Source organism: Luteimonas abyssi (genome assembly GCF_001482195.1).
Taxonomy (GTDB): domain Bacteria; phylum Pseudomonadota; class Gammaproteobacteria; order Xanthomonadales; family Xanthomonadaceae; genus Luteimonas; species Luteimonas abyssi.
The window spans coordinates 2,865,826-2,890,676 of the sequence record NZ_KQ759763.1 but is presented as its reverse complement, the minus strand read 5'-3'; the positions used below and the strand labels follow the sequence as shown (position 1 = coordinate 2,890,676).

The following is a 24,851-nucleotide window of genomic DNA, read 5'->3' as shown; positions in this document are numbered from 1 at the left end:
GCAGCGGTGCTCGCGGTGGTTGTCCGTCGCTGCGGTCGGCGGACTGCTGTTCGCGCTCGCGGCCGGATCCGCATCCGCCCAGGACCTGGTGCTGCGCGGGGCCACGGTGATGACCGCGGGCGACGCCGGCACCCTGGACGCCGCCGACGTGTGGGTGCGCGACGGGCGCATCGCCGCGGTCGGGCCGTCGCTGGCGGTGCCCGCGGGCACGGCGGAGCTCGATGCACGGGGCCGCTGGCTGACCCCCGGCATCGTCGACCCGCACTCGCACCTGGCCACCCGCGGCGACAACAACGAGACCACCGCGCCGTTCACGCCCGAGGTGCGGATCGTCGACACCATCGACCCGCGCGACCGCGAGTTCGAGCTGGCGATCGCCGGCGGCACCACCACCCAGCTGATCCTGCCCGGCTCGGCGAACCTGATCGGCGGCCAGGGCGTGGTGGTCAAGAACCGCATCGGCGAGCCGCTCGACGGCATGGTGGTGGCCGACGCGCCGATGGCGGTGAAGTTCGCCATCGGCGAGAACCCGATCCGCACCCACGGCGCGCGCGGCCGCACGCCGGCCTCGCGCATGGGCTCGGCGGCGGCGTTGCGCGAGCGTTTCGCCGCGTTGGGGCAGGTCGATGCACGCGGTGTCCGTGCGGGTGCAAGCGACGCACCGCGCCGCGACAGCGAGGCCGACCGTATCCTGCGCGAACTGCAGGCCGGCCGCGCCTACGCCCACATCCACGCCTACCGCGCCGGCGAGATGGAGACGCTGATCGCGCTCGCGCGTGAGGCCGGCTTCACCATCCGCGCCTTCCACCACGCCACCGAGGCGTACAAGATCGGCCCGCAGCTGGCGCAGGCGGGCATCGCGGCGGTGGTGTGGAGCGACTGGTTCGGGGTCAAGGCCGAGGCCTGGGACGCGATCCCGTGGAATGCGCCGATGCTGCTCGAGCAGGGCGTGCACGTCGCGCTGCACAGCGATTCGGTCGACATCACCCGGCGCATGCACCACGAGGCCGCCAAGGTGGTGCGCTACGGGGCCACCCGCGAGCAGGCGCTGCGCATGGTCACCCGCGACGCCGCCTGGGTGCTGGGGCTGGAGGACCGCATCGGATCGATCGAGCCGGGCAAGGACGCCGACCTGGTGCTGTGGAGCGCCGATCCCTTCGGTGCCGCCGCACGCGTGGACGCGGTCTACATCGACGGGCAGCGGTACTTCGACCGCGCCACCGCCGATGCCGGGGTGGCGCCGTGAGCCGGTGGACGCGCCTGCGTGCGCGGGTCGCGGCGTGCGCGTGCCCGGCGGCGATCGGGCTGCTGCTGGCGCTTCCGGTCGCGGCCGCGTCCGGCCACGGCCACGGCGCGTCCGTCGCCACGGTCCAACCTACTGCGTCGACCGTGCCCATCGCGCCCACCGCGATCGTCGGCGCGCGGATCCTGCCGGTGGCCTCGCCGGCGATCGCCGCGGGCACGCTGGTCATCGGCGACGACGGCCGCATCGCCGCGCTGGGGCCGGTGGACGCGGTGGCCGTGCCCGCCGGCGCGCGCCGGATCGACGGCGCGGGTCTCACCGTCTATCCCGGCCTGATCGATTCCGACACCAGCCTCGGCCTGGCCGAGCGCGACATGGAGTTCGCCGCCCACGACGTGCTCGAGACCTCGTCGCCGATGTTCCCGCAGGGCCGCGTGGCCGATGCGTTCGACCCGGATTCGGCGCATCTGGAGGTCGTGCGCGCGAACGGCATCACCCACGCCGTGGTCGCGCCCGGCGACAGCTTGCCGGCGACCGGCCAGAGCGCGCTGATGCAGCTGGCGGCCGGCGCGCAGGGGCATGTGGTGCGCTCGCCCCTGGCCCTGCATCTCAACGTGAGCGAGCGGGTCGGCGGCGACGGCGCGCCGGGCACGCGCATGGGCGTGGCCGCGCAACTGCGGCAGTTGCTCGCCGACGGCCGTGCGCGGCTAAACGACCCGCGCGCCCGCGCGAAACCCGATCCGAAGCTCGATGCACTCGCGCCGGCGCTGCGCGGCGAGCAGCCGGTGGTGATCTCGGCGACCGCCTCGCAGGACGTGCGCCTGGCGCTGGCGCTGGCGCGCGAGTTCGGGCTGGACCTGATCCTGTCCGACGTCATCGACGCCGAGGACCAGTTCGACGCCATCGCCGCCGCCGGTGTGCCGGTGATCCTCGGCCCGATCCAGCTGCTGCCGCGCGACACCCAGCGCTACGACGCGCACTACCGCGTGCCCGCGCAGCTGGCCGCGCGCGGCATCGCGTTCGCGTTCTCGTCGGGTGGGGTGGCGCAGATCCGCCGCTTCGGCTATCCGCGGCTGGCGCAGATGCGCAACCTGCCGCACCTGGCGGGCCTGGCGACCGGGTTCGGGCTCGACCCGGACGCCGCGCTCGAGGCGCTGACGCTGGCGCCGGCGCGGATCTGGGGCGTGGACGACGAGATCGGCAGCCTCGCCCCCGGCAAGCGCGCGCATCTGGTGGTCGCCACCGGTAGCCCGCTGGAACCGACCAGCGACGTGCGCCACGTGTTCGTAGACGGCCGCGACGTGCCGCTGGACAGCTACCAGAGCCGCCTGCGCGACCGCTACCGCGATGCAGGAGGCCTGCGATGAGCCGCGTGCGGCCCGTCGGGTGGCCCGCCGGATCGGTGCGGGCGGACGCACTGGGAGAGGCGACGGCACACGATGGATGCGCCACGGCAGGTCTCCGACAGCTGCCGCACCTGCGCGGACGGATCGTGGCGGCAGCCTGTGCGCTGGCGGTGCTGGCGCTGGCCGCGATCACCGGCGCGCCGGCCGGCGCCGTGCCGACCGCGGCCGGGCCGCCGGCGGGCGGATCGGCAGGCTCGGTATTCGACCACACGATGGCGCATGCCGGATGGCCGGCGGACGAGAGTCTGCCGGAGGCAGCGCGCACCGTCTGGTCGTGGCCGGGGGGCGACGGCGGCCGGCCGCTGGCGGTGACGGTGATCGCCGAAGAGCTGCCGATGACGGCCGGCGACGGCATCGACGCGACCATGTTCTCGACCAGCTACCTCGTCGTGCCCGATGTCGCCAATGCGGACGGCGCGCGCGATATCGGTCCGTCCGCCACGCGCCCGTCCGACATCAACGCGCCTGCCATCGGCGCAGCCATGCACCTTCGGGACGCTGCCGCAGCAGGTGTGCATGCCGATGCAGGCGCGGGCACTGCGGCCGGTGCGACCGCGCCCCGTGCGACACCTGCCGGGCGGCCGGTGGTGTTCTTCTGGAACGGTGGGCCCGGCAGTGCCGCGGTCGGGTTGCACGCGACGTTCGCGCCACGCACGCCGGGCGCCGCGCCGGACCGGGCCGATGCCCGCGGCAGCACCGACAACCCCGACAGCCCGATCGACATCGCCGACCTGGTGTTCGTCGATCCGGTGGGCACCGGCCACAGCCGGGTGCTGCGCGACGGCGCCGGTGCCGGCTACTGGGGCGTGACCCAGGACGCCGAGGCCGCGGCGCGTTTCGTCTCCGCATGGCTGCGCCGGCACGGACGCGAGGGCGACCCGGTGGTGCTGGTCGGCCAGAGCTATGCCGGCATCCGCGTGCCGCTGGCCGCGCACCGCCTGGTCGAGACGATGCCCGGCCTGGACCTGCGCGGCCTGTTGCTGGTGGCGCCGTCCACCGGCGGGGTACGCGCGAACGCGGCCGATGCCGGCGCAGGCGACGCGACGCGCGCCGACGCCGCAGGGCAGGCGGACCGCGCCCGCGTGCGCTGCCACGGGCAACTCGCCGTGTACGCGCAGACCGCGGCGCACCACGGTGTCGGCGCCCAGGCCGGGCGCCCGCCCGCGGACATCGCCGCGGACATCGAGGCATTCCTGGCCGGGCGCGAACGGTTCGACGCCGACGACCATGCCCGGATCGCCGCCGACATCGGTTTGCCTGTCGCCCTGGTCGCCGCTGCCGACGGCTGCGTTGCACCACTCGCGTTCCAGACCGGCCTCCTCGCCGCGCGCGGCGACCGCGTCGGCACCGCCGACACGCGCCTGCACGCGCCGCTGGCGCTGACCCGCACCCGGCAACCGCCCTACGACGATCCATCCACCTCGCCGTACACGCTGGACTACGACCTGGACGCCGCGTGGCGGCACCACCTGCGGCACGAGATCGGCTACCGCCCCGCCGGTGCCGGCGACGATGCACGCCAGGATCCCTACCTGCGCCTGTCGCTGGCCGCGCACGGTGCCTGGGACTGGACCTGGCCCGACTGGGCCGGTGCGTCCACCGCGCCGGTGCTGGCCGGGCTGCTGGACCGTGTACACGGGCTGCAGGTGCTGGTGGCGGTGGGCTACTACGACCTGTCCGTCGTGTATCTGGAACCGGTGCGGGTGTTCGAGGCGGCCGGCCTGCCGGGGCCGCGCTTCGTCGTCGCGCGGTATCCCGCCGGGCATGCGGTGCATTCGGATCGTCCGGCGCGCGAGCGCAGCTTCGCCGACCTGCGGGCGTTGATCGGCGGTGCGCGATGAGCGCGTCGAGGCAGCACACGACGACGGCTCGTCCCGACCACGCCGGTCGCGTCGGCCTAATGGACCGAGACGGGGATTCAGCCTGCGCGGTACGCCGACAGCGGCAGCGCGGTGGTCGCCTTCAGCTCCTCGACCACGATCGAGCTGCGCATGTCCGAGATCTCGCCGCAGCCGGCCACGCGGCCGAGGATCTCGCGGAAGTGGTCGAGGTCGCGGGTGACCGTCTTGATCAGGAAGTCGCCGTCGCCGGTGACCATCGCGCACTCGAGGATCTCGGGGCATCCCTCCACCAGCTCGCGGAAGGCCGAGGCCGGGTCCGCGTTGTGACGCAGGCGCACATGCACATAGCACTTCAATCCCAGACCCAGCCGCACCGGCTCGAGCATCGCGGCGTAGCCGCGGATCAGGCCGGCGGCACGCAGTTGCTTGATCCGGCGCGAGCACTGCGAGTGCGACAGATGCACCACGTCGGCCAGCTCCATCATGGTGATGTCGCCCTGGCGCTGCAGTGTGTCGAGGATGCGCAGGTCGTGCTGGTCCAGACGCACGTCGGCGGAAGAGGGCATCGCGGTACGGCTCCAGGCGGCGTCGACGGGATGCCTCGATCATACGGAACGGAGGCGCGCGCATGACCGTGCCATCGGTCGCGTCGTACGCGCAGTGGGTCCGGGCTATGGTGGCGGCCTGCCACGCGCGTCCGGGAAGCAACCAGTTGTTCGACAGTGCCATCGAAGAACCGACCGCGCTGCTCGACGATCTCGTGGGCTCGCTGGACCTGTCACCCGGCGGCGCCTACCGCAGCACCTTCCCCGACGGCAATCCGCTGGTGATCGATGCGCTGGCGCGGCGCTACCGCATCGGCGTCGAGCGCATCCTGGCGACCGCGGGCGCATCGGCCGGCGTGCATATCGTCTGCGCCGCGCTGCTCGCGCCGGGCGCGCGGGTGCTGGTGGAGCGGCCATACTTCGAGATGCTCGCCGACGTGGCGCGCAGCATGGGCGCGCAGGTGGACTGGCTCGACCGCGATCCGGACACCGGCGCCATCGCCGCCGACGCGCTCGACGCCGCGATCGGTCCCGACACCCGCCTGGTGCTGCTGACGAATCCGAACAACCCCACCGGTTTCGTGATCGACCGCGCCGCGCGTCGTGCGCTGGCGGCGGTGGCCGAGGCGCGTCGGGTGCCGGTGCTGTTCGACGAGGTCTATGCCGGCTTCACCGGCGACAGCCCGGAGCGCACGCTGGCCGCGCACGATTCGCCGTGGTTCGTCAGCGTCGGTAGCCTGAGCAAGCTGTACGGCCTGCATGCGCTCAAGTGCGGCTGGATCGTGACCGGCGCCGCGGTGCACGCGCCGATCGCCGAGGCCTACCGGCGGCTGGAGAACGGCGTGTCGCGGCTCACCCACGCGATCGCCGCGCGGGTGTTCGACGACACCCTGCCGTTCGATGCGCACTGGCGCGCGGTGCTGGTGCACACGCGACCTCGGGTCGAGGCGCGGCTGGCCGCGCTGGCGCAGGCCGGCCTGCTGAGCGGAACGCTCCCCGCATCGGGCTGCATCGCCTTCCCGCGGCTGCCCGAGGGCTGGTGCGACGACGCCTTCAGCGCCTTCGCCTGGCAGACCCAGGCGCTGGCGGTGGCGCCGGGGCACCTGTTCGGCCGGCCCGGCCATCTCCGGATCGGCTTCGGCCGCGCCGGCGACGACGTGGCCGAGGGCCTGGATCGGCTGGAGGGGTCCCTGCACGCCTACCGGGAGCAGACCCGATGACGCGGACATCCTCGACACTCGGCGCGGTGCCCAAGTTCGGCTGGTCGTTCGGCCAGTTCGCGCTGGCCTCGCACATGGCCATCATCAGCATCTACCTGATGTACTACCTGACCGAAGGCCACGGCGTGTCCGCCGGCCTGGCCGGGCTGGTGCTGCTGTTGCCGCGGATCTGGAACGTGATCACCGACCCGTTGATGGGGGCGATCTCCGACCGCACGCGCTCGCGCTGGGGTCGGCGGCGGCCGTATCTGCTGATCGGCGCGCTGGTGTGGGGTGCGGCGTTCGCGGCGATGTTCGCGCTGCCGGTCAATGCCGACCCCACCGTCACCGCGATGTGGTTCGTGGCGATCTACCTGGTGGTCAACACCGGCGTCACCCTGTACCACGTGCCGTACTCGGCGATGGCGCCGGAGATGACCCGCGACTACGACGAACGCCTGAAGCTGATTGGCTACAAGGAGATGGCCGCGCGCATCGCGGTGCTGCTGGCCATCGCCGGCGCGCCGTTGCTCCTGGAAGCGGCGCAGACGCCGGCGCAGGGCTACCGCTGGATCGGACTGACGTTCGGCGGCCTGATCGTGGTGTCCGGCGTGGTCGCGTTCTTCACCACGGCGCGCGCACCGGCGGTGGACTTCCAGCCGCAGACGATGAGCCTGCGCGAGCAGTGGGATACGCTCAAGCAGAACCGGCCGCTGGGCATCCTGTCGCTGGCGTACCTGTTCGGCAACATGGCCAGCGTCGCCTTCAGCGCGCTGTTGATCTACTTCATCACGGTGGTGCACGGGCAGTCGCCGGCGCTGATGGGTGTGCTGTACCCGGTGGGGGCGCTGACCAGCGTGTTCCTGACCCCGGTGTGGGCGCGCATCGGCGCGCGCATCGGCAAGCGCGAGGCCTGCCGGATCGCCTACATCGGCCTGATCCTGTGCTGGCTGTCGCCGGGGCTGGTGCCGCAGGGTGCGGTGTGGGCGCTGTACCTGCTGATGTTCGTGCACGGCGCGTTCAACGCCGCCGCCGAGCTGCTACCCAACGCGATGGTGCCGGACACCGTGGAGTACGACGAGCTCAACAGCGGCCTGCGCCGTGAGGGCACGATCTACGGCGCGTGGATCTTCGTGCAGCAGACCGGCATGGCGCTGGGCGGCTTCGTCGCCAGCCTGGCGCTGGTGCTGCTGGGCTACCAGGCCGGCGCCGAACAGCACCCGGAATCGGTGGTCACCGGCCTGCGCTGGGGCTTCGCCGCGGTACCCGCGGCGGCGCTGCTGGTGGCGTGGTGGCTGGTGGGCCGCTACGACCTCAGCGCCTGGCGCTTCGCCGAGATCCAGCACGCCCTCGCCGCGCGCCGCGCAGGCACCGAATCGACGCGCCCGGCCACGGAGGAGTCCGCACGATGAAGATCGTCAATACGAATATCGGTACGACGAAGACCCTCGTCTCGATCTGCCTGCTCGCGCTGGCGGCCTGGTTGCCCGGCGCCGGCCTGCACGCCGCGCCGGTCGCCGATGCGCAGCTCGAACACGCCGGCACCTTCAACGGCACCGCGGTGCGCTACGTGTCGCGGATCGAGACGATCCCGGTGCGCGACGGCGACGCCGGCGCCGACCTGGTGGTGATGAGCCACGCGGCCACCGGCGCGGATGCCGACCCCGCGCGGCCGGTGCTGTTCGCGTTCAACGGCGGACCGATTTCCGCGTCGCTGTACCTGCACGCCGGCGCGCTCGGCCCGCGGCGCATGGCGTTCCCCGACGACCTCGACGCCGATCCGGCCACCTTCGAGAGCGCACCCAACCCGCACGCCATCCTCGACGTCGCCGACATCGTGTTGTTCGACCCGGCAGGCACCGGCTTCAGCCGCGTCGCCGACGGCACCGACACCACGCACTTCCACTCGGTGGAGGCCGACGCGCGCCAGCTGGTGCTGATGATCGAGGCCTGGTCGCGGCGGCACGGGCGCGAGGCTTCGCCCAAGTACCTGCTGGGCGAGAGCTACGGCACTCTGCGCGCCGCCGCGGCCGCGCACCAGATGCAGATGCGCGACACCCCGATGCGGGTGGATGGCGTGTTCCTGCTGGGGCAGGCGCTGAACATCATCGAGTACGCCCAGCGCGAGCAGAACATCATCAGCTACGTGGTCTCGCTGCCGACGGTGGCGGCGATCGCCTGGCACCACGGCCGCGCCGAGACCGGCGGGCTGGCCTTCGAGCCGTGGCTGGACGAGGTGCGCACGTGGGCGCGCACCGAGTACCTGACCGCGCTGTTCCAGGGCCAGTTCCTGCCCGAGCCGGAACGCCGCCGCATCGCCGCGCAGTTGCAGGCCTACACTGGCGTCGACGCCGAGGTTCTGCTGCGAGAGGACCTCAAGCTCACCAAGAACGAACACCGGGTGGAACTGCTGCGCGACCGCGGCCAGGTGCTGGGCGTGTACGACGCGCGCTACGCCGGGCCGCCGGACCCGGCGCGGCCGTCGCCGGCGGCGACCGACCCCTCCGGCGTCACCGGCCCGGCGTTCCGGCGCGGGCTGGAGGACCTGCTGCGCACCCAGTTCGGCGTCGAGGACGCCAGCGCCTACCGCAATTCGGCCGACATCGGCGGCATCGACGCCTGGACCTGGGGACGCGCCACCTCGCCGTTCGGCGACTGGCCGTACATGGAATGGATCCGCGAGGTGATGGCCGCCAACCCCGACTTCCGCGTGGTCATGGGCCACGGCCACCACGACACCGCCACCACCACCGGCGCCTCCGACTACGCGGTGGCGCATTCGGGCTGGCCGCTGGACCGGGTGCGCTCGGTGTACTACCTGGGCGGGCACATGCCGTACACGATCGAGGCGAGCCTGGCGCAGTTCGCCGACGACCTGCGCACGTTCGTCGGCGCGCCATGAGCGCCGGGCGCACGCCCGTCGCCGCCGCCGCGCGGTGCACGCACCCGGCCGCCGCGTCCTGCCGCGACCGGACATGCGCGCGGGATGGCCGGGGGCGCCGGGGCGCGCGGCCGCGTGCTCGGGCGCGGCCCTCGCGTTCCTGCTGCTCGCCGCGGCGGGCGTCGCGCCCGCGGCCGCTGCACCGGTGACCGCCGCCGGTGCGCCGTCGGTCGCCGCCGACGCCGTGGTGGTGCCGCCGGGGACTGCCTTGCTGCCCACTGTCGAGCGCCGCCATCGCGGGCGCTTCGGCGGCCGTGCGCTGCGCTACCGCAGCGTGGTCGAGGAATGGCCGCTGATCGACGACGCCGGCGCCACCGTGGCCACGGTGGCGTCGATCGCCTACCTGGCCGAGGGCGCGGACCCGCAGCGCCCGGTGATCTTCGCCTTCAACGGCGGCCCCGGCTCGGCCTCGGTCTGGCTGCACATGGGCTTCCTCGGCCCGAAGCGGCCCCACTACGGCATGCAGGCCGGTGATGCCGAGACCCGGCCGCCGACGGCGCCGCCGTTCGCGCTGGTCGACAACCCCGAGTCGCCCCTCGACGTCGCCGACGTGGTGCTCATCGACCCGCCGGGCACAGGCCTGGCGCGGGTGATGGGCGAGGCCGGCACGGCGCAGGTGTTCGGCGTGGACGAGGACGCCACCGCGATCTCGCGGTTCATCGTCGACTGGCTGCGCCGCCACGGCCGCGAGCACAGCCCGCGCTACCTGATGGGCGAGAGCTACGGCACCGTGCGCGCGGCCGAGGTCGCGCGCCTGCTGGCCGGCGGCCCGACCGCCAGCGGGCGCATGGACGGCATCACCCTCAACGGAGTGATGCTGCTGGGGCAGGCGATGGACGGCAGCCGGCGCGGGCCCGAGCTGGCCTCGGCGACCGGCCTGCCCAGCTACGCGGCCACCGCCTGGTACCACCGCGCGGTGCCGCAGGACGTGCCGCTGGAGGCGCACGTCGCGCGGGCGCGCGCGTTCGCCGAAGGCCCTTATCTGCAGGCGCTGTTCCAGGGCTCGCGGCTGGACGCCGCCGAACGGGCGGCGGTGGCCGAGGAACTGGCCGCGCTCACCGGCATCGCCGCCGCGCGCTGGCAGGCGCTCGACCTGCGCATGGACGCGACCGCGTTCGGCCGCGAGGTGCTGGGCGATGCCGGCCTTCAGGTGGGCGCGTACGACGCACGCTTCACCCTGCCGCTGGCGGCCTCGGGTGGCGACCCGGTCGCCGACGATCCGGCGATGGGCCAGTACGTGCCGCTGTACCTCGCCACGCTGCAGACCCACCTGCGCGAACACCTCGGCGTGGACACCGCGCGCGCCTACAACGCCATCGAGTTCCGCCACGTCAACGCGCGTTTCTGGAAGGGGCAGGCCCCGCTGCAGGCCAACCACGCGCTGGCCTTGGCCACGGCGATGCGCCGCAATCCTGAATTACGCGTGCTGGTGGCCACCGGCCGCTACGACCTGGTCACCACGGTGGGCGCGGCCGACCAGACGGTGGCGCTGTCGGGCATGCCGCCCGAGCGGGTGACCATGCGGGCCTATCCCTCGGGCCACATGCCGTACGTCGGCGTGGTCAGCCGCGCGCAGTTGGCTGCCGACGTGCGCGCATTCGTGACCGGAGCACCGTCGCCATGAACATCCGTCGTGTCCTGAGGCACGTGTCCGTCCACGCCGTGCGGCCTGTGCGCGAGGTGCGCCGATGAGCCGCGTCATCGCACGGCTGGCCGAACTCGGCCTGCAACTGCCGCCGCCGCTGGTCGCGCCGCCGGGCGTGGTGCTGCCGTTCGCCTTCGCCCAGCGCGTCGGCTCCCGGGTACTGATCGCCGGGCACGGGCCGCAGGGCCCGGACGGGCGCCTGGTCGGGCCGTTCGGCAAGGTGGGTGCCGAGGTCGAGCCGGATGCCGCGCGCCATGCCGCGATGCTGACCGGGCTGTCGATGCTGGCCAGCGTGCAGGCCGAGATCGGCGACCTCGATCGCATCACCGGCTGGCGCCGGGTGTTCGGCATGGTCGCCTCGGCGCCGGATTTCCACGGCCAGCCGGAGGTGATCAACGGCTTCTCGGATCTGATCCACGCGGTGTTCGGACCGGTGACCGGACGCCACGTGCGCAGCGCGGTGGGCATGGCCGTGCTGCCATGGAACATTCCGGTGGAGATCGAGGGCGAGCTGGCGATCGACGGCGGCGACTGAGCCGCGCCCGATGCCGCCCGCCACCCGCTGCGCGTCCGGTCCGCCGCACCCGCATCGTGCATGACGCAACAGGAGAGACTTCGATGTCCAGGTATCGCCCCATCGCCGCCACCCTCGCCACCGCCGTGCTGTCGCTGCTGGCGTGGACGGCGGCCGCGCAGCCGCCGGCGCTGGTCTACACGCTGCAGCCGGTGCCGTCGGCCGACGGCGACCGGATCGAGGCGGTCGAGGTGACGCTGACGATGACCGGCGTGGTACCGGAGGCCGGGGTGCCGCTGCTGCGGATGCCGCTGGTGGCGAGCAACGTGCCGACCGTAGCCGACAGGCTGCAGGCGCTGGATGCGCGCGACGACCGCGGCGCGCTGCCGCTGCGGCCCGAAGACAGCGGCGAGGACCCCGCGGTGCTGCGCGCCTGGCACGCCGAGCGCCCGCCCGAAGGCGAGATCCGCGTGCGCTACCGGGCGCCGACTGTGACCGCGCTGGCCGCGCGCGGGGCGGCGCCACCGATCGAGCTGCGCGGCGACAGCGGCGCGGTGTCCGGCGGTGGCGCGACCTTCCTGTTGCGCCCTGAGGGCGACGGTTTCGCGCTGCGCGCGGAATGGGACCTGTCCGCACTCGCGGATGGCGCGGTCGGCCTGAGCAGTCTCGACACGCTGGCCGATGGCGAGACGGCTCCGGCCGCGCTGGTCGACGGGGCGTTCTTCATGGCCGGCGCCATCCAGCGTTACCCCGCGACGGGAGCGACCGACCGGTTCTTCTCCGCGTGGCAAGGCACGCCGCCGTTCGACACCCATGCGATGAGCGTCTGGGGCGAGGCACTGTATGCGCGTTTCCTGGAGGTCTTCGACGCCGCACCCACGCCGTACGGCGTCTTCCTGCGCCGCAACCGGGTCAATCCCGGCGGCGGCATCGGCATGCACCAGTCGTTCGTGCTGACCTACGACGAGGACCGCGGCAACGACCCCGAGGCACTGCGCTTCACCCTCGCCCACGAGATGTTCCACACCTTCCAGCCGCTGATGGCGCGCGGTGGCGGCATGGACGAGAGTCTGGGCGCGGCCTGGTTCAACGAGGGTTTGGCGGTGTTCTATCAGGGCGAGCTGCCGTTCCGCTTCGGCATGGTCGATCCGGACGCCTATCTGCGCGATCTCAACGTCACCCTGGCGCGCTTCTACACCAACCTGTTCGCCGAAACCCCCAACCGCGAGGTCGCCGGGCACTTCTGGGAGGACACCCGGATCCGCACGCTGCCCTACGACCGCGGCTACGTGTACTTCGTCAACACCGACGCGGCGATCCGTGCGGCGTCCGGCGGTGCGCGTTCGCTCGACGACGTGATGCTGGCGCTGCGCCAGCGCCGCGAGCAGGGCCTGCCGGTGGAGCAGGCGGATTGGGAGGCGTTGATCGCGCAGGAGCTGGGCGATGCAGGCGTGGCGGCGTTCCACGCGATGCTCGACGGCCGCGTGGTGGTGCCCGTCTCCGATGCGTTCGGGCCGTGCTTCCGGCGCGTGCAGGTGCCGCTGCGGCGTTACGAGCTGGGCTTCGAGCCGAAGGTGCTGGTGGAGCCGGTGCGCATCGTGCGCGGGCTGGTGCCGGGCTCGGCGGCCGAGCGCGCCGGCGTGCGCGACGGCGACGAGATCCTGCAGCCGGTCGGCCAGGATGCGATCCAGGGCGACCAGGACGGCGTACTGGCGCTGCAGATCCGCCGCGACGGGCAGGATCTCGCGATCGAGTACCGGCCGCGCGGCGAGACCGTGGACACCTGGCAGTGGGCGCGCGTGCCGGAGGTGCCGGACACGGCCTGCGCGCGGCCGACGCGCTAGGCTGGAGGCCCCTTCCAGCCGGGCGCCCCCATGCCGGTGATCCAGTCGCTGCTCGACACCGATCTCTACAAGTTCACGATGATGCAGGCGGTGCTGCATCAGCATCCGGCCGCGCAGGCCGAGTACCGGTTCCGCTGCCGTACGCCGGGTGTCGATCTCGCCCGGCATCTGGCTGCGATCTCCGACGAGATCGATGCGCTGTGCCGCCTGCGGATGAGTGCCGAGGAGCTGGCTTACCTGCGCGGGCTGCGCTTCGTGAAACCGGATTTCGTCGATTTCCTTGGCCTGTTCCACTTCGACCGCAAGTACATCGACCTGCGTGCATCGGAGACCGCGCCCGGTGAGATCGAGCTGACCATCGCCGGTCCCTGGTTGCACACGATCCTGTTCGAAGTGCCGTTGCTGGCGATCGTCAACGAGGTCTACTTCCGCGAGACCCACGGGGCGCCGGACGTGGACGAGGGCACGCGGCGGTTGCGCGACAAGATCGCGCGCATCAACGACGCGGTGGGCTTCGAGGACTGCCGCATCACCGACTTCGGGACGCGTCGCCGCTACTCGCGCGCGTGGCACGAGGCCTTGATCCCGATGCTGGTCGAGGGCCTCGGCGAGAAGTTCGTCGGCACCAGCAACGTCGATCTCGCGCGGCGCTACGGGCTGGTGGCGCAGGGCACGATGGCGCACGAGTGGTTGCAGGCGTTTCAGGCGCTGGGGCCGCGGCTGCGCGATTCGCAGTCGGCGGCGTTCGACGGCTGGGCGCAGGAGTACCGCGGCGATCTCGGGGTGGCGTTGACCGACGTGATCGGCCTGGATGCGTTCCTGCGCGATTTCGATCTCTACTTCTGCAAGCTGTTCGACGGCATGCGCCACGATTCGGGCGATCCGGTGGAGTGGGGCGAGCGGATCCTGGCGCATCTGGAGGCGCATCGCATCGATCCGCGCAGCAAGACCTTCGTCTTCAGCGACGGTCTCGACATCGAACGGGTGATGCACTTGTACGAACATTTTCGCGGCCGCTGCCGGATGTCGTTCGGCGTGGGCACCAACCTGACCAACGACCTCGGCCCGGTGCCGCTGCAGATCGTGCTGAAGATGGTCCGGTGCAATGGCCAGCCCGTCGCCAAGCTCAGCGATTCGCCGGGCAAGACGATGGTCGACGACGATGGGTATCTGCGCTATCTGCGGCAGGTGTTCGGCGTGCCCGAGCCGGAGCGCGCGGCATGATCCGCCCGATCGTGCGCATGGGCGATCCGGTGCTGGTGCGCCGTGCCGAGCCGGTCGCGGCATTCGACACCGACCTTCGGGCGCTCGTGGCCGACATGTGGGAGACGATGGCCGACGCCGGCGGCGTGGGACTGGCGGCGCCGCAGATCGGGGTGGGGCTGCGGGTGATGGTGTTCGGATTCGAGCAGGCGGTGCGCTATCCCGATGCCCCGGCGGTGCCCCGGACGGTGCTGGTCAATCCGGAGATCGAGCCTGTCGGCGACGAGCGCGCCGACGGCTGGGAAGGCTGCCTGTCGATTCCCGGACTGCGCGGGTGGGTGCCGCGCTGGCGGCGCATCCGCTGGCACGGGTTCGATGCGCAAGGCACACCGCTGCAGGGCGAGGCGGAGGACTTCCACGCACGGGTGATCCAGCACGAGTTCGATCACCTGGAAGGCGTGCTGTATCCGATGCGGATCGAGGATTTCAGGCGGTTCGGGTACAGCGATGTGCTGTTTCCCGAGCGTGGGCGGTGAGGTTTTCTGGTGGTTTAAGGTGAGCCGTTCCTCTTGCGCCGTCGAGGCTGGCTGGTCGGCGCGACAAATGCTGTGTGTCTCGCTTCGCTCTGTTTCGTCTTGACCTGCCGGGCCCCGCCGAGACCGGCAGCCTCCTCGTGCGAATGTCCCCCGGCCACCGCCATACGGCGGCGGCCTCCTCCTTGATTTCGCCGAGAAGGCCACCGGTCCCGGCGGGGCTTCGGCTTGCGGAAAGTGGGGCTACCGCTATCGGATCGCTTCGTCGCTTGCTTCTCGAACGACCGCGAACCTCGAAGCGCCGGGTGCCCCTGCTCTCCGAGTGCGAACTTCCCCCGGCGTTTCGCTCGGTCTAGAAAACCGGCGGGTCAGCGTGCGGCGTTGAGGGTGTCGCGCAGGTCGCGTGCGGCGCGCGCGGCGGCCTCGGCGTAGTCGTCGCCGGACGAGGCGTACAGGATCGCGCGCGATGAGCTCACCAGCAGGCCGGTGCCGTCGGCGCTGCGGGCGTTGCGCACCACGGCGGCGGCGTCGCCGCCCTGTGCGCCGACACCCGGCACCAGCAGCGGCATGTCGCCGACGATGGCGCGCACCTCGGCAAGTTGCTGCGGCCAGGTGGCGCCGACGACCAGTGCGCAGTTGCCGTGCCCGTTCCACTCGCGGGCGATGGTTTCGGCCACGTGCTGGTACAGCGGCCGGCCGCGGCCGGCCGCACCGGACACGACGAGATCCTGCAGGTCGCCGGCGCCGGGGTTCGAGGTGCGGCACAGGATGACCACGCCGCGGTCGGCGCGATCCAGGAATGGTTGCACCGAGTCCCGGCCGAGATAGGGGTTCACCGTGACGGCGTCGGCGCGGTAGCGGTCGAACGCCTCGCCGACGTAGCGTTGGGCGGTGGAGCCGATGTCGCCGCGCTTGGCGTCCAGGATGACCGGCACGCCGGGGTGCGCGGTGTGCAGGTGTTCGATCAGCCGCGCCAGCGCGTCTTCCGCGCCGAGGGCGGCGAAGTGCGCGATCTGCGGCTTGAATGCGCAGGCGTACTCGGCGGTGGCATCGGCGATGTCGCGGCAGAAGGCGAAGACGGCATCGGACGATGCCGACATGCCGGTCTCGGGGAGAGCCGCTGCCGGCGCCTCGGCCGCGCCCCCGAAGCGGACGGGAAACCGCGCCGGCTCCGGATCGAGGCCGACGCAGACCAGGCTGTCGGCGGATTGCCAGCGCGCGCGCAGCGCCTGCATGAAGGTGGGCGGCATGCGGAGATTCTCAGGTGACGATGATCGGCGCGCCGTGGGTGACCACGACGGTGTGTTCGAACTGCGCGCCGACGCCCTTCGGACAGACCAGCGACCAGCCGTCGTCCAGAGTCTCGGTGCGGGTGCTGTGGGTCGCCAGGAACGGTTCGACGGTGATGACCATGCCGTCGTGCAGGCGGCGGGTGTCGCGACGGTCGTAGTAGCCCGGGATCGAGCCGGGAGCCTCGTGCAGCGCACGACCGACGCCGTGGCTCTGCAGGTCGCGGATCACCCGGAAGCCGCGCCGCGCGGCGACCGCCTCGACCGTGCGCCCGATGCCGCTGAGCAGCTCGCCCGCGCGCAACTGCGCGATCGCCGCGTCGCGCGCCTCGCGGGTGGCGTCGAGCAGGCGTTGCTGAGCGGCGCTCGCGGTGCCGACGACGAAGCTGGCGCCGGTGTCCGCATAGAACCCGTCGAGTTCGGCGGAGACGTCGATGTTGACCAGGTCGCCGTCGCGCAGCGGCGTGCCGTCGGGAATGCCGTGGGCCACGACCCGGTTGACGCTGATGCACGTCGCGGCCGGAAAGCCGTAGGTCAGCGCCGGCGCCGACCGGGCGCCGGCCTCGCGCAGCAGGTCCGAGGCCATCGCGTCGAGGTCGCGCGGGGCGGTGCCGGCGCAGGCGTGATCGCGCATGGTGGCCAGGATCCCGGCCACGAGCGCGCCCGCGCGCTGGAGACCGGCGAGTTCGTCGGGCGCCTGGATGGTCATTCGCGGACTCCGTTCGAGGCGGCGGGCAGGGTGTCGAGTATCGCATCGGCTAGCGCGTCGACCGGCCGGGCGGCATCGAGTACGCGTACCGGACAGGCCAGCGTCGCCCGCCAGCGGTCGTGCATCGCGCGGCTGCGCATGTCGGGGCCGGCGGTCTCGTACTGCGCGGCCCAGTCCATGAAGGCGCGGTGGTGTTCGACCAGGTCGCCGCCCGGCCCGATCCGGTCGCCGTAGCGACCGCGTTCGCGCAGGTGCAGGCGGCGCATGCGTTCGGCGTCGTCCAGGGTCAGGAACACCGCCAGGGTGAAGCGCGGGACGAACACGCCGCCCCAGCTGACCAGCGAGCCGGTCAGCACCCAGCCGTCGCGGTCGACGACACGACGCTCGATCGCCGCGATGCGCTCGTCGGGCGTGGCCTTGACGGTGTAGGGCGGGTCGGTGGGCATCCAGTAGACGTCGTCGACGTCCACGTGCGGCAAACCAAGCCGCGCGGCCAGCGCGGCACCGAGGGTGGTGGTGCCGCTGCCTGCGGCGCCGAAGACGTGGAGGCGATGGGCCATGGCCGGCTCGGCGCCTCCGGCGCGGTGCCGGAGGCGCTCGGGATTACTTCAGCGCCTTGAAGCGCAGGCGCTTCGGGCCGGCGTCGTCGCCCAGGCGGCGCTTCTTGTCTTCCTCGTACTCGCGGTAGTTGCCCTGGAAGAACTCCACGTGGCTGTCGCCCTCGAAGGCGAGGATGTGGGTGGCGATGCGGTCGAGGAACCAGCGGTCGTGGGAGATCACGAAGGTGTTGCCGGGGAACTCCAGCAACGCGTCTTCCAGCGCGCGCAGGGTCTCGATGTCGAGATCGTTGGACGGTTCGTCGAGCAGCAGCACGTTGCCGCCCTGCAGCAGGGTCTTGGCCATATGCAGGCGGCCGCGCTCGCCGCCCGACAGCGAGCCGACCATCTTCTGCTGGTCCTGACCCTTGAAGTTGAAGCGGCCGATGTAGGCGCGCGACTGGATCTCGGTGCCGTTGATGTTGAGGATGTCCAGGCCGCCGGAGATCTCCTGGAACACGTTGTGGTTGCCTTCGAGCTTGTCGCGGCTCTGGTCCACGTAGGCCAGCTGCACGGTCGGGCCGAGGTCGATCTGGCCCGAATCCGGCGTCTCGCGGCCGGTGATCATCTTGAACAGCGTGGACTTGCCGGCACCGTTGGGGCCGATGATGCCGACGATGGCGCCCGGCGGCACCACGAAGCTGAGATCGTCGATCAGCAGCCGCTCGCCGAAGCGCTTGGTGACGTTCTTGAACTCGATGACCTTCTGGCCCAGGCGCTCGCCCGGCGGGATGAAGATCTCGTTGGTCTCGTTGCGCTTCTGGTAGTCCTGCGACTGCAGCTCTTCCAGCCGGGCCAGGCGTGCCTTGCCCTTCGAGCGGCCGCCCTTGGCATTCTGCCGCGACCACTCCAGTTCCTTCTGGATCGCCTTCTGGCGGGCCTTCTCCTGGTTGTCTTCCTGCTTGAGGCGGTCTTCCTTCTGCACCAGCCACTCGGTGTAGTTGCCCTTCCACGGGATGCCGCGGCCGCGGTCGAGCTCGAGGATCCACTCGGCGGCGTTGTCGAGGAAGTAACGGTCATGCGTCACCGCGACCACGGTGCCGGTGTAGCGGGCCAGGAACTGCTCCAGCCACTCCACGGATTCGGCGTCGAGATGGTTGGTGGGCTCGTCGAGCAACAGCATGTCGGGCTTCTGCAGCAGCAGCCGGCACAGCGCCACGCGGCGCTTCTCGCCGCCCGACAACGGGCCGATCTTGGCGTCCCACGGCGGCAGGCGCAGCGCGTCGGCGGCCACTTCGAGCTGGTTCTCCAGGGTGTGGGCGTCGCCGGCGGCGAGGATCGCCTCCAGGCGCTCCTGCTCCTTGGCCAGGGCGTCGAAGTCGGCGCCTTCCTCGGCGTAGGCCGTGTAGACCTCGTCCAGCCGCTTCTGCGCCTGCAGCACTTCGCCTACGCCTTCCTCGACGGCCTCGCGCACGGTGTGCTCGGGGTCGAGCTGCGGCTCCTGCTGCAGGTAACCGACCTTGATGCCCGGCTGCGGGCGCGCCTCGCCCTCGAAGTCCTGGTCCACGCCGGCCATGATCCTGAGCACCGTGGACTTACCGGCACCGTTGAGGCCCAGCAGGCCGATCTTGGCGCCGGGGAAGAACGACAGCGAAATGTCCTTGATGATCTGCCGCTTCGGCGGCACCACCTTGGACACGCGGTTCATGGTGTAGATGTATTGCGAGGACATGCGGTCTCCGTGCGCGGACGGCAGCGCCGGTCGCGGGGACGGCGCTGCGGGGGGATGACGGGAAGCGCCCATTATAGCGCCCGCGGCCGGGGCGTCCGACCCTGCCGCGGCGCCGTTCAGGCCGGGCCGGGCGGGGCGGCACGCCGCCGGCGGCGGCCGGCGACGGTCGGGCGCTACAATCGCGAGCTGCCCCTGACGTTTCCTGGAGAGCCGATGTTTCCGCGCGACGCCCGTATCGAAACCTACGATCCCGAACTGGCCCAGGCCATCGCCGCGGAAGCGCAGCGCCAGGAGGACCACGTCGAGCTGATCGCCTCCGAGAACTACGCCAGCCCGCGGGTCATGGAGGCGCAGGGCAGCCAGCTGACCAACAAGTACGCCGAGGGCTATCCCGGCAAGCGCTACTACGGCGGCTGCGAATTCGTCGATGTGGCCGAGCAACTCGCGATCGACCGCCTCAAGCAGCTCTACGGCGCCGACTACGGCAATGTGCAGCCGCACTCCGGTTCGCAGGCCAACCAGGCGGTGTATCTGGCGCTGCTGCAGCCCGGCGACAAGATCCTCGGTATGAGTCTGGCCCACGGCGGCCATCTCACCCACGGCGCCAAGGTCAACGCGTCGGGCAAACTGTTCGACGCCGCGCAGTACGGGGTGAACGACCAGGGCCTGATCGACTACGACGCCGTCGAGCGGCTGGCCGTCGAACACAAGCCGAAGCTGGTGGTGGCCGGGTTCTCGGCCTACTCGCAGGTGGTCGACTGGGCGCGCTTCCGCGCCATCGCCGACAAGGTCGGCGCGCTGCTGTTCGTCGACATGGCGCACGTAGCCGGCTTGGTCGCCGCGGGCGTCTACCCGAACCCGCTGCCGCATGCGCACGTGGTCACCTCCACCACCCACAAGACCTTGCGCGGTCCGCGCGGCGGCATCATCGTCGCCAGCCGCGAAGGTGCAGGCGAGCACTACGACGACCTCGTCAAGAAGCTGCAGTCGGTCGTCTTCCCCGGCATTCAGGGCGGTCCGCTGATGCATGTCATCGCGGCGAAGGCGGTGGCGTTCAAGGAAGCGCTGGAGCCGGCGTTCAAGACCTACCAGCAGCAGGTGGTGAAGAACGCGCAGGCGATGGCGAAGGTGATCGTCGACCGCGGCTACCGGATCGTCTCCGGCGGTACCGAGAACCACCTGATGCTGGTCGACATGATCGGAAAGGGCGTCACCGGCAAGGCGGCCGAGGAGGCCCTGGGCCGGGCGCACATCACCGTGAACAAGAACGCGGTGCCCAACGACCCGCAGAAGCCTTTCGTCACGTCGGGCCTGCGCATCGGCACCCCGGCGGTCACGACCCGCGGCTACACCGAGGCCGACTGCGCCGAGCTCGCCGGCTGGATCTGCGACGTGCTCGATGCGCCGGAAGACGCCGCCGTGATCGAGCGCGTGCGCGAGGCGGTCACCGTGCAGTGCCGCAAGTATCCGGTGTACGGCTGAGGGCAGGCTGCGGCCGGCGCGTGCGTCCGCGCGCAGCCGGACGCAGCGCGCCACGGCCGTTGCCGTCTGCCGCGGCTGTCGCGCGCAGGCCGTGCCGGCCCCGGCTCGCCTCATGACGAGCCCCGGTGAACAGGGTGGATGAGGTCGCCGGCATGCGCGGCCCACCCAGCCGAAGCCGGGCATCCCTCGCGCCGGCCGGTCCCGTGACCGCGGCCTATCGTCGCCGTACACTGCGGTAACTTCACACACGTCGTCGCGCATCCCCGATGCATTGCCCCTTCTGCCAACACACCGACACCCGCGTGATCGATTCGCGCGTGTCCGAGGACGGCGTGACGATCCGCCGTCGCCGTGAGTGCGAAGCCTGCGGGGACCGCTTTTCCACGCTCGAAACCATCGAACTGAAACTGCCGGCGATCATCAAGTCCGATGGTCGGCGCGAGCAGTTCGACGCGAAGAAGCTGCGCCTCGGCTTCGACCGCGCGCTGCAGAAGCGCTCGGTGTCCGAAGAGGCGATCGAGGCCGCGGTGCGCGCGGTGGTCCAGTCGGTGCGGATGAGCGGCGAGCGCGAGCTGCCTTCGATCCGCATCGGCGAGTTCGTGATGGCCGAATTGCGCAAGCTCGACCACGTCGCCTATGTCCGGTTCGCCTCGGTCTACCGCGCTTTCGAGGATGTGGCCGATTTCCGCGAGGAGCTCGACCGGCTCGAGCGCGATCTGCCCGGCGAGGGCCAGTTGCCCCTGCTGTCCGGGGAGGTGGTGCCGTTCGACAAGGGCGGCAAGGGCAAGGGCCGCAAGCGGTGAGTGCTGCGGCTGCGGGGACGTTCACCGCCACCGACCACGCGATGATGGCGCGCGCGCTGCGGCTGGCCGAGCGTGCGGCGTTCACCACCAGGCCCAATCCGATGGTCGGCTGCGTGATCGCGCGCGGCGACGAGGTGGTGGGCGAGGGCTGGCACCAGCGCAAGGGTGGCCCGCATGCCGAGGTGTTCGCGCTGCAGTCCGCCGGCGAGCGGGCGCGCGGCGCCACGGCCTACGTGACGCTCGAGCCCTGTGCGCACACCGGCAGCACACCGCCGTGCGCCGATGCGCTGGTCGCGGCCGGCGTGGCCCGGGTCGTGGCGGCGATGCGCGATCCGTTCCCTCAGGTCGACGGACGCGGGTTCGAGCGCCTGCGCGCGGCCGGGATCGACGTGGCGTGGGGCCTTCTGGAGGCCGAGGCGCGTGCGTTGAACCGCGGCTTCCTGTCGCGGGTCGAGCGCGGGCGTCCGTGGGTGCGGGTGAAGCTCGCCGCGAGCCTGGACGGACGCACCGCCGCGGCAGACGGCGATTCGAAATGGATCAGCGGCGAGGCGTCGCGCGCAGACGTGCATCGCTGGCGGGCCCGCGCCGGCGCCATCCTCACCGCCAGCGGGACGGTCCTCGCCGACGATCCGGCCCTGACCGTGCGCCTGGACACCGACGACGCCTTCGTTCCGCCGTTGCGGGTGGTGCTCGATGCCGGGCTGGCGACCACCCATCGCGGGCGGGTGCGCGAGGGCGATGCGCCCACGCTCTACCTGCATGGTCCGGACGCCCGCGTCCCGCGCGACCTCGAGATCGCCCACGCGGCCGTGCCGCTCCGCGACGGGCGCCTCGACCTGCACGCGGTGATGGGGGTGCTGGCGGACCTGCAGATCAACGACGTGCACGTGGAGGCTGGCGCGTCGCTGTGCGGCGCCCTGCTCAACGCTGGGCTGGTCGACGAATGCATGCTCTATCTCGCGCCGGTCCTGCTGGGCGAGGCTGCGCGACCCCTGTTCGACGGGTTGGGCCTGCAGGCGATGGCCGATCGCTACCGCTTGCGGATCCGCGATCTGCGCGTGCTGGGGGACGATGTGAGGATGACCCTGGAGCCTCGGCCGGTCTGGTCGGTCGTTGCCGAGCCCGGTACCGCGGGCCGTCCACAGGACGCTGAGTCCTTGGAGTGGCGGGCCGGCCATGACGGGCGCCGGTGGTAGAATCGCGCCGTCACCCCGCCGCCGGTCCGCCGGCGGCGCCCACAACCAAGACGTCTTCAGGGCGGGGCGAAATTCCCCACCGGCGGTAGGTGCCAGCGGTTCCGGCACGAGCCCGCGAGCGCTCCGGCGGTGCCTGCCGCGGGAGGTCAGCAGATCCGGTCGAATGCCGGAGCCGACGGTCACAGTCCGGATGAAAGAAGACGGTTTCCGCGGCGTATGCCGCGTGCCCGTCGTGCCCGGGACGTTTTTCGTCGAACGGAAAACGCCATGTCCGCAGCTTCGCGCCCCGTCCAGCCCGCACCGTCCGTCATTCCGATGGAGGCCGGCTGATGTTCACCGGCATCGTCACCGGCGTCGGCCGCCTGGCCGGCCGGATGCCCCGCGACGGCGATCTGCGGCTGGAGATCGCCACCGGCAGCCTGCCGTTCGAGGCGCCGCAGCTCGGCGAGAGCATCGCGGTCAACGGCGTGTGCCTGACCGTGATCGCGTTCGATGCGGAGCGGTTCCACGCCGACGCCTCCACCGAAACCCTGGCCCTGACCACGCTGGGCGCGCTGGCCGACGGCGCGCCGGTCAACCTGGAGCGCGCGCTGCGCGCCGACGACCGGCTCGGCGGGCATCTGGTCAGCGGGCACGTGGACGGCCTGGGCCGCGTCGAGGCCATCGTGCCGGACGCGCGCGCGCAACGCTGGCGCTTCTCGGCGGCGCCGGCATTGCTGCGCTACGTGGCGAAGAAGGGCTCGATCTGCGTCGATGGCGTCAGCCTCACCGTCAATGCGGTGGACGCGGACGGCTTCGAGGTCGCGCTGATTCCGCACACCGTCGCCCACACCGCGTTCGCCGCGACCGGCGTCGGCGATGCGGTGAATCTGGAGGTCGACCTGGTCGCGCGTTACGTCGAGCGCCTGCTCGCCGACCGCGCCGGGCCTCCTGCCGCCTAGCCGCCGAGACCGTCGGCACCCCAGCAGCCCTGCGGGCCGCACGCGACACTTTCGATCGGCGTCGCCCGCGCGTCGGGCCGCGCTCCGCTCCAGCCAAGAGAACCAGACCGATGTCCTTCGCTTCCATTCCCGAACTGCTCGAAGAGATCCGCGCCGGCCGCATGGTCGTCATCGTCGACGACGAGGATCGCGAGAACGAAGGCGACCTGGTCATGGCCGCCGAACTGGTCAAGGCCTCCGACATCAACTTCATGGTCACCCACGGCCGCGGTCTGGTGTGCCTGTCGATCTCGCCGGCGCGCAGCCAGCAGTTGGGGCTGGCGCCGATGGTCCAGGCCAACACCGCCCAGTTCCAGACCAACTTCACCGTCAGCATCGAGGCGGCCGAGGGCGTGACCACCGGCATCTCCGCGGCTGATCGCGCCCACACCATCCGCACCGCGGTGCGCCCGGACGCCAAGCCGTCGGACCTCAGCCGGCCCGGCCACATCTTTCCGCTCATCGCCCAGGCCGGTGGTGTGCTGACCCGGGCCGGCCACACCGAGGCCACGGCCGATCTCGCCGAACTGGCGGGGCTCGAGCCTGCCGGTGTGCTGGTCGAGGTGCTCAACGCCGATGGCACCATGGCGCGTCGCCCGCAGTTGGAAACGTTCGCGCGCGAGCATGGATTGAAGATCGGCTCGATCGCCGACCTCATCGCCTATCGCCTGGCCACCGAGCACACCGTCGAACGCGTCGACGAACGCGACATCGACACCGACGCCGGCCCGTTCCGCCTGGTGACCTACCGCGACCGCATCGCGCACGAGCTGCATTTCGCCCTGGTCCGCGGCACGCCGGAGGCTGCGCGGCCGACGCTGGTGCGCGTGCACGTCGAGAACCCGCTGTCTGACCTGCTGCGCTGGCGCCGCGAGGATTTCGGCGTCGCGACCACCGATGCCCTGAAGGCGATCGCCGATGCCGGCGAGGGTGTCCTGGTGGTGCTGTCCGCACCGCGCGACTCCGACGCGCTGCTGGCGCGGCTGTGTTCCGAGGTCGAGGCGAGGCCCGCCGGCAAGGACAAGGACGTCGGCCAGTGGCGGCGCAACGGCGCCGGCGCGCAGATCCTGGCCGACCTCGGACTCGGGCAGCTGCGTGTGCTGGGCACGCCCCGTCGTCAGGTCGGCCTGTCCGGGTTCGGCCTGGAAGTGGTCGACACCGTGGAGCCGACGGCGGTCGTTTCGGCCGGCCGCGCCAGCGCGGGTTAAAC

General features: G+C 71.8%; 21 protein-coding genes and 1 riboswitch. Of the genes, 16 read left to right on the top strand and 5 right to left on the bottom strand.

The features are described 5' to 3' along the window. The first annotated feature begins 19 nt into the window (after positions 1-19). From RG19_RS12520 to RG19_RS12510, 3 genes are all read left to right on the top strand, one after another. Complete coding sequence (locus RG19_RS12520; protein WP_157515254.1) at positions 20-1,246, top strand: amidohydrolase family protein; 1,227 nt, start codon at positions 20-22, stop codon at positions 1,244-1,246. Continuing rightward, on the top strand, positions 1,243-2,610 hold the full coding sequence (locus RG19_RS12515) for an amidohydrolase family protein (protein WP_058835556.1): 1,368 nt from the start codon (positions 1,243-1,245) through the stop codon (positions 2,608-2,610). The genes RG19_RS12520 and RG19_RS12515 overlap by 4 nt, the downstream gene beginning before the upstream one ends. A gap of 125 nt (positions 2,611-2,735) precedes the next feature. Beyond that, on the top strand, positions 2,736-4,490 hold the full coding sequence (locus tag RG19_RS12510; protein WP_162267074.1) for a S10 family serine carboxypeptidase-like protein: 1,755 nt from the start codon (positions 2,736-2,738) through the stop codon (positions 4,488-4,490). Positions 4,491-4,567: 77 nt separating this feature from the next. Here the strand turns inward: RG19_RS12510 and RG19_RS12505 are convergent, their stop codons facing one another. Continuing rightward, entirely contained in the window at positions 4,568-5,056 is a 489-nt protein-coding gene (locus RG19_RS12505) for an Lrp/AsnC family transcriptional regulator (protein WP_058835554.1), read from the bottom strand. 62 nt (positions 5,057-5,118) lie between these two features. Here RG19_RS12505 and RG19_RS12500 point away from each other — a divergent pair, with 62 nt between their 5' ends. From RG19_RS12500 to def, 8 genes are all read left to right on the top strand, one after another. Beyond that, entirely contained in the window at positions 5,119-6,255 is a 1,137-nt protein-coding gene (locus RG19_RS12500) for a pyridoxal phosphate-dependent aminotransferase (RefSeq protein ID WP_082672656.1), read from the top strand. Next, positions 6,252-7,646, top strand: a complete 1,395-nt coding sequence (locus RG19_RS12495; protein WP_082672655.1) for an MFS transporter — start codon at positions 6,252-6,254, stop codon at positions 7,644-7,646. Before RG19_RS12500 ends, RG19_RS12495 begins: the two co-directional genes overlap by 4 nt. After that, entirely contained in the window at positions 7,643-9,136 is a 1,494-nt protein-coding gene (locus RG19_RS12490; protein WP_058835551.1) for a S10 family peptidase, read from the top strand. The genes RG19_RS12495 and RG19_RS12490 overlap by 4 nt, the downstream gene beginning before the upstream one ends. A 73-nt stretch (positions 9,137-9,209) precedes the next feature. Then, the gene (locus RG19_RS12485; protein ID WP_157515253.1) at positions 9,210-10,799 is read left to right on the top strand and encodes a S10 family peptidase; all 1,590 of its coding nucleotides are present in this window, start codon (positions 9,210-9,212) and stop codon (positions 10,797-10,799) included. A gap of 64 nt (positions 10,800-10,863) precedes the next feature. Further along, positions 10,864-11,355, top strand: a complete 492-nt coding sequence (locus tag RG19_RS12480; protein ID WP_058835550.1) for a RidA family protein — start codon at positions 10,864-10,866, stop codon at positions 11,353-11,355. Between the two features lie 83 nt (positions 11,356-11,438). Beyond that, positions 11,439-13,178 (top strand): M61 metallopeptidase family protein, encoded by a 1,740-nt coding sequence (locus tag RG19_RS12475; RefSeq protein ID WP_238376634.1) that lies wholly within the window; start codon positions 11,439-11,441, stop codon positions 13,176-13,178. A 30-nt stretch (positions 13,179-13,208) separates the two neighbouring features. After that, a complete protein-coding gene (gene pncB / locus RG19_RS12470) occupies positions 13,209-14,402 on the top strand; it encodes a nicotinate phosphoribosyltransferase (protein WP_058835549.1) in 1,194 nt (397 codons plus the stop codon). After that, positions 14,399-14,917: a peptide deformylase gene (gene def / locus RG19_RS12465; protein ID WP_058835548.1), complete on the top strand. Its 519-nt coding sequence runs from the start codon at positions 14,399-14,401 to the stop codon at positions 14,915-14,917. Before pncB ends, def begins: the two co-directional genes overlap by 4 nt. 365 nt (positions 14,918-15,282) lie before the next feature. Here def and pyrF read toward each other — a convergent pair whose 3' ends face one another. The 4 genes from pyrF to ettA are packed head-to-tail and all read right to left on the bottom strand — an operon-like array spanning position 15,283 to position 19,180. Continuing rightward, a complete protein-coding gene (gene pyrF / locus RG19_RS12460; RefSeq protein ID WP_058835547.1) occupies positions 15,283-16,164 on the bottom strand; it encodes an orotidine-5'-phosphate decarboxylase in 882 nt (293 codons plus the stop codon). 10 nt (positions 16,165-16,174) lie between these two features. Then, the gene (gene map, locus RG19_RS12455) at positions 16,175-16,912 is read right to left on the bottom strand and encodes a type I methionyl aminopeptidase (RefSeq protein WP_058835546.1); all 738 of its coding nucleotides are present in this window, start codon (positions 16,910-16,912) and stop codon (positions 16,175-16,177) included. Beyond that, positions 16,909-17,472 (bottom strand): P-loop NTPase family protein, encoded by a 564-nt coding sequence (locus RG19_RS12450; RefSeq protein WP_058835545.1) that lies wholly within the window; start codon positions 17,470-17,472, stop codon positions 16,909-16,911. The genes map and RG19_RS12450 overlap by 4 nt, the downstream gene beginning before the upstream one ends. Before the next feature lie 43 nt (positions 17,473-17,515). Next, the gene (gene ettA, locus RG19_RS12445; protein ID WP_058835544.1) at positions 17,516-19,180 is read right to left on the bottom strand and encodes an energy-dependent translational throttle protein EttA; all 1,665 of its coding nucleotides are present in this window, start codon (positions 19,178-19,180) and stop codon (positions 17,516-17,518) included. 213 nt (positions 19,181-19,393) lie between these two features. On the opposite strand from ettA, the gene glyA reads away from it, so the two are divergent. The 5 genes from glyA (at position 19,394) to ribB (ending at position 24,849) form a co-directional block, all read left to right on the top strand. Beyond that, positions 19,394-20,662 (top strand): serine hydroxymethyltransferase, encoded by a 1,269-nt coding sequence (gene glyA / locus RG19_RS12440; protein WP_058835543.1) that lies wholly within the window; start codon positions 19,394-19,396, stop codon positions 20,660-20,662. A 266-nt stretch (positions 20,663-20,928) separates the two neighbouring features. After that, complete coding sequence (gene nrdR / locus RG19_RS12435; RefSeq protein ID WP_058835542.1) at positions 20,929-21,465, top strand: transcriptional regulator NrdR; 537 nt, start codon at positions 20,929-20,931, stop codon at positions 21,463-21,465. 41 nt (positions 21,466-21,506) lie between these two features. After that, positions 21,507-22,661 (top strand): bifunctional diaminohydroxyphosphoribosylaminopyrimidine deaminase/5-amino-6-(5-phosphoribosylamino)uracil reductase RibD, encoded by a 1,155-nt coding sequence (gene ribD / locus RG19_RS12430; RefSeq protein ID WP_082672826.1) that lies wholly within the window; start codon positions 21,507-21,509, stop codon positions 22,659-22,661. A gap of 48 nt (positions 22,662-22,709) precedes the next feature. Further along, a riboswitch (FMN riboswitch) is annotated at positions 22,710-22,867 on the top strand. Positions 22,868-22,990: 123 nt separating this feature from the next. After that, positions 22,991-23,602 (top strand): riboflavin synthase, encoded by a 612-nt coding sequence (locus tag RG19_RS12425; protein ID WP_058835541.1) that lies wholly within the window; start codon positions 22,991-22,993, stop codon positions 23,600-23,602. Between the two features lie 110 nt (positions 23,603-23,712). Continuing rightward, positions 23,713-24,849: a 3,4-dihydroxy-2-butanone-4-phosphate synthase gene (ribB, locus tag RG19_RS12420; RefSeq protein WP_058835540.1), complete on the top strand. Its 1,137-nt coding sequence runs from the start codon at positions 23,713-23,715 to the stop codon at positions 24,847-24,849. Positions 24,850-24,851: the final 2 nt, after the last annotated feature.

Coding starts and splice junctions, on each gene's coding strand:
- RG19_RS12505 (WP_058835554.1), bottom strand. CDS start 5,056: ATGCCCTCTTCCGCCGACGTGCGTCTGGACCAGCACGACCTGCGCATC.
- RG19_RS12500 (WP_082672656.1), top strand. CDS start 5,119: ATGACCGTGCCATCGGTCGCGTCGTACGCGCAGTGGGTCCGGGCTATG.
- RG19_RS12495 (WP_082672655.1), top strand. CDS start 6,252: ATGACGCGGACATCCTCGACACTCGGCGCGGTGCCCAAGTTCGGCTGG.
- RG19_RS12490 (WP_058835551.1), top strand. CDS start 7,643: ATGAAGATCGTCAATACGAATATCGGTACGACGAAGACCCTCGTCTCG.
- RG19_RS12485 (WP_157515253.1), top strand. CDS start 9,210: ATGCGCGCGGGATGGCCGGGGGCGCCGGGGCGCGCGGCCGCGTGCTCG.
- RG19_RS12480 (WP_058835550.1), top strand. CDS start 10,864: ATGAGCCGCGTCATCGCACGGCTGGCCGAACTCGGCCTGCAACTGCCG.
- RG19_RS12475 (WP_238376634.1), top strand. CDS start 11,439: ATGTCCAGGTATCGCCCCATCGCCGCCACCCTCGCCACCGCCGTGCTG.
- pncB (WP_058835549.1), top strand. CDS start 13,209: ATGCCGGTGATCCAGTCGCTGCTCGACACCGATCTCTACAAGTTCACG.
- def (WP_058835548.1), top strand. CDS start 14,399: ATGATCCGCCCGATCGTGCGCATGGGCGATCCGGTGCTGGTGCGCCGT.
- pyrF (WP_058835547.1), bottom strand. CDS start 16,164: ATGCCGCCCACCTTCATGCAGGCGCTGCGCGCGCGCTGGCAATCCGCC.
- map (WP_058835546.1), bottom strand. CDS start 16,912: ATGACCATCCAGGCGCCCGACGAACTCGCCGGTCTCCAGCGCGCGGGC.
- RG19_RS12450 (WP_058835545.1), bottom strand. CDS start 17,472: ATGGCCCATCGCCTCCACGTCTTCGGCGCCGCAGGCAGCGGCACCACC.
- ettA (WP_058835544.1), bottom strand. CDS start 19,180: ATGTCCTCGCAATACATCTACACCATGAACCGCGTGTCCAAGGTGGTG.
- glyA (WP_058835543.1), top strand. CDS start 19,394: ATGTTTCCGCGCGACGCCCGTATCGAAACCTACGATCCCGAACTGGCC.
- nrdR (WP_058835542.1), top strand. CDS start 20,929: ATGCATTGCCCCTTCTGCCAACACACCGACACCCGCGTGATCGATTCG.
- ribD (WP_082672826.1), top strand. CDS start 21,507: ATGATGGCGCGCGCGCTGCGGCTGGCCGAGCGTGCGGCGTTCACCACC.
- RG19_RS12425 (WP_058835541.1), top strand. CDS start 22,991: ATGTTCACCGGCATCGTCACCGGCGTCGGCCGCCTGGCCGGCCGGATG.
- ribB (WP_058835540.1), top strand. CDS start 23,713: ATGTCCTTCGCTTCCATTCCCGAACTGCTCGAAGAGATCCGCGCCGGC.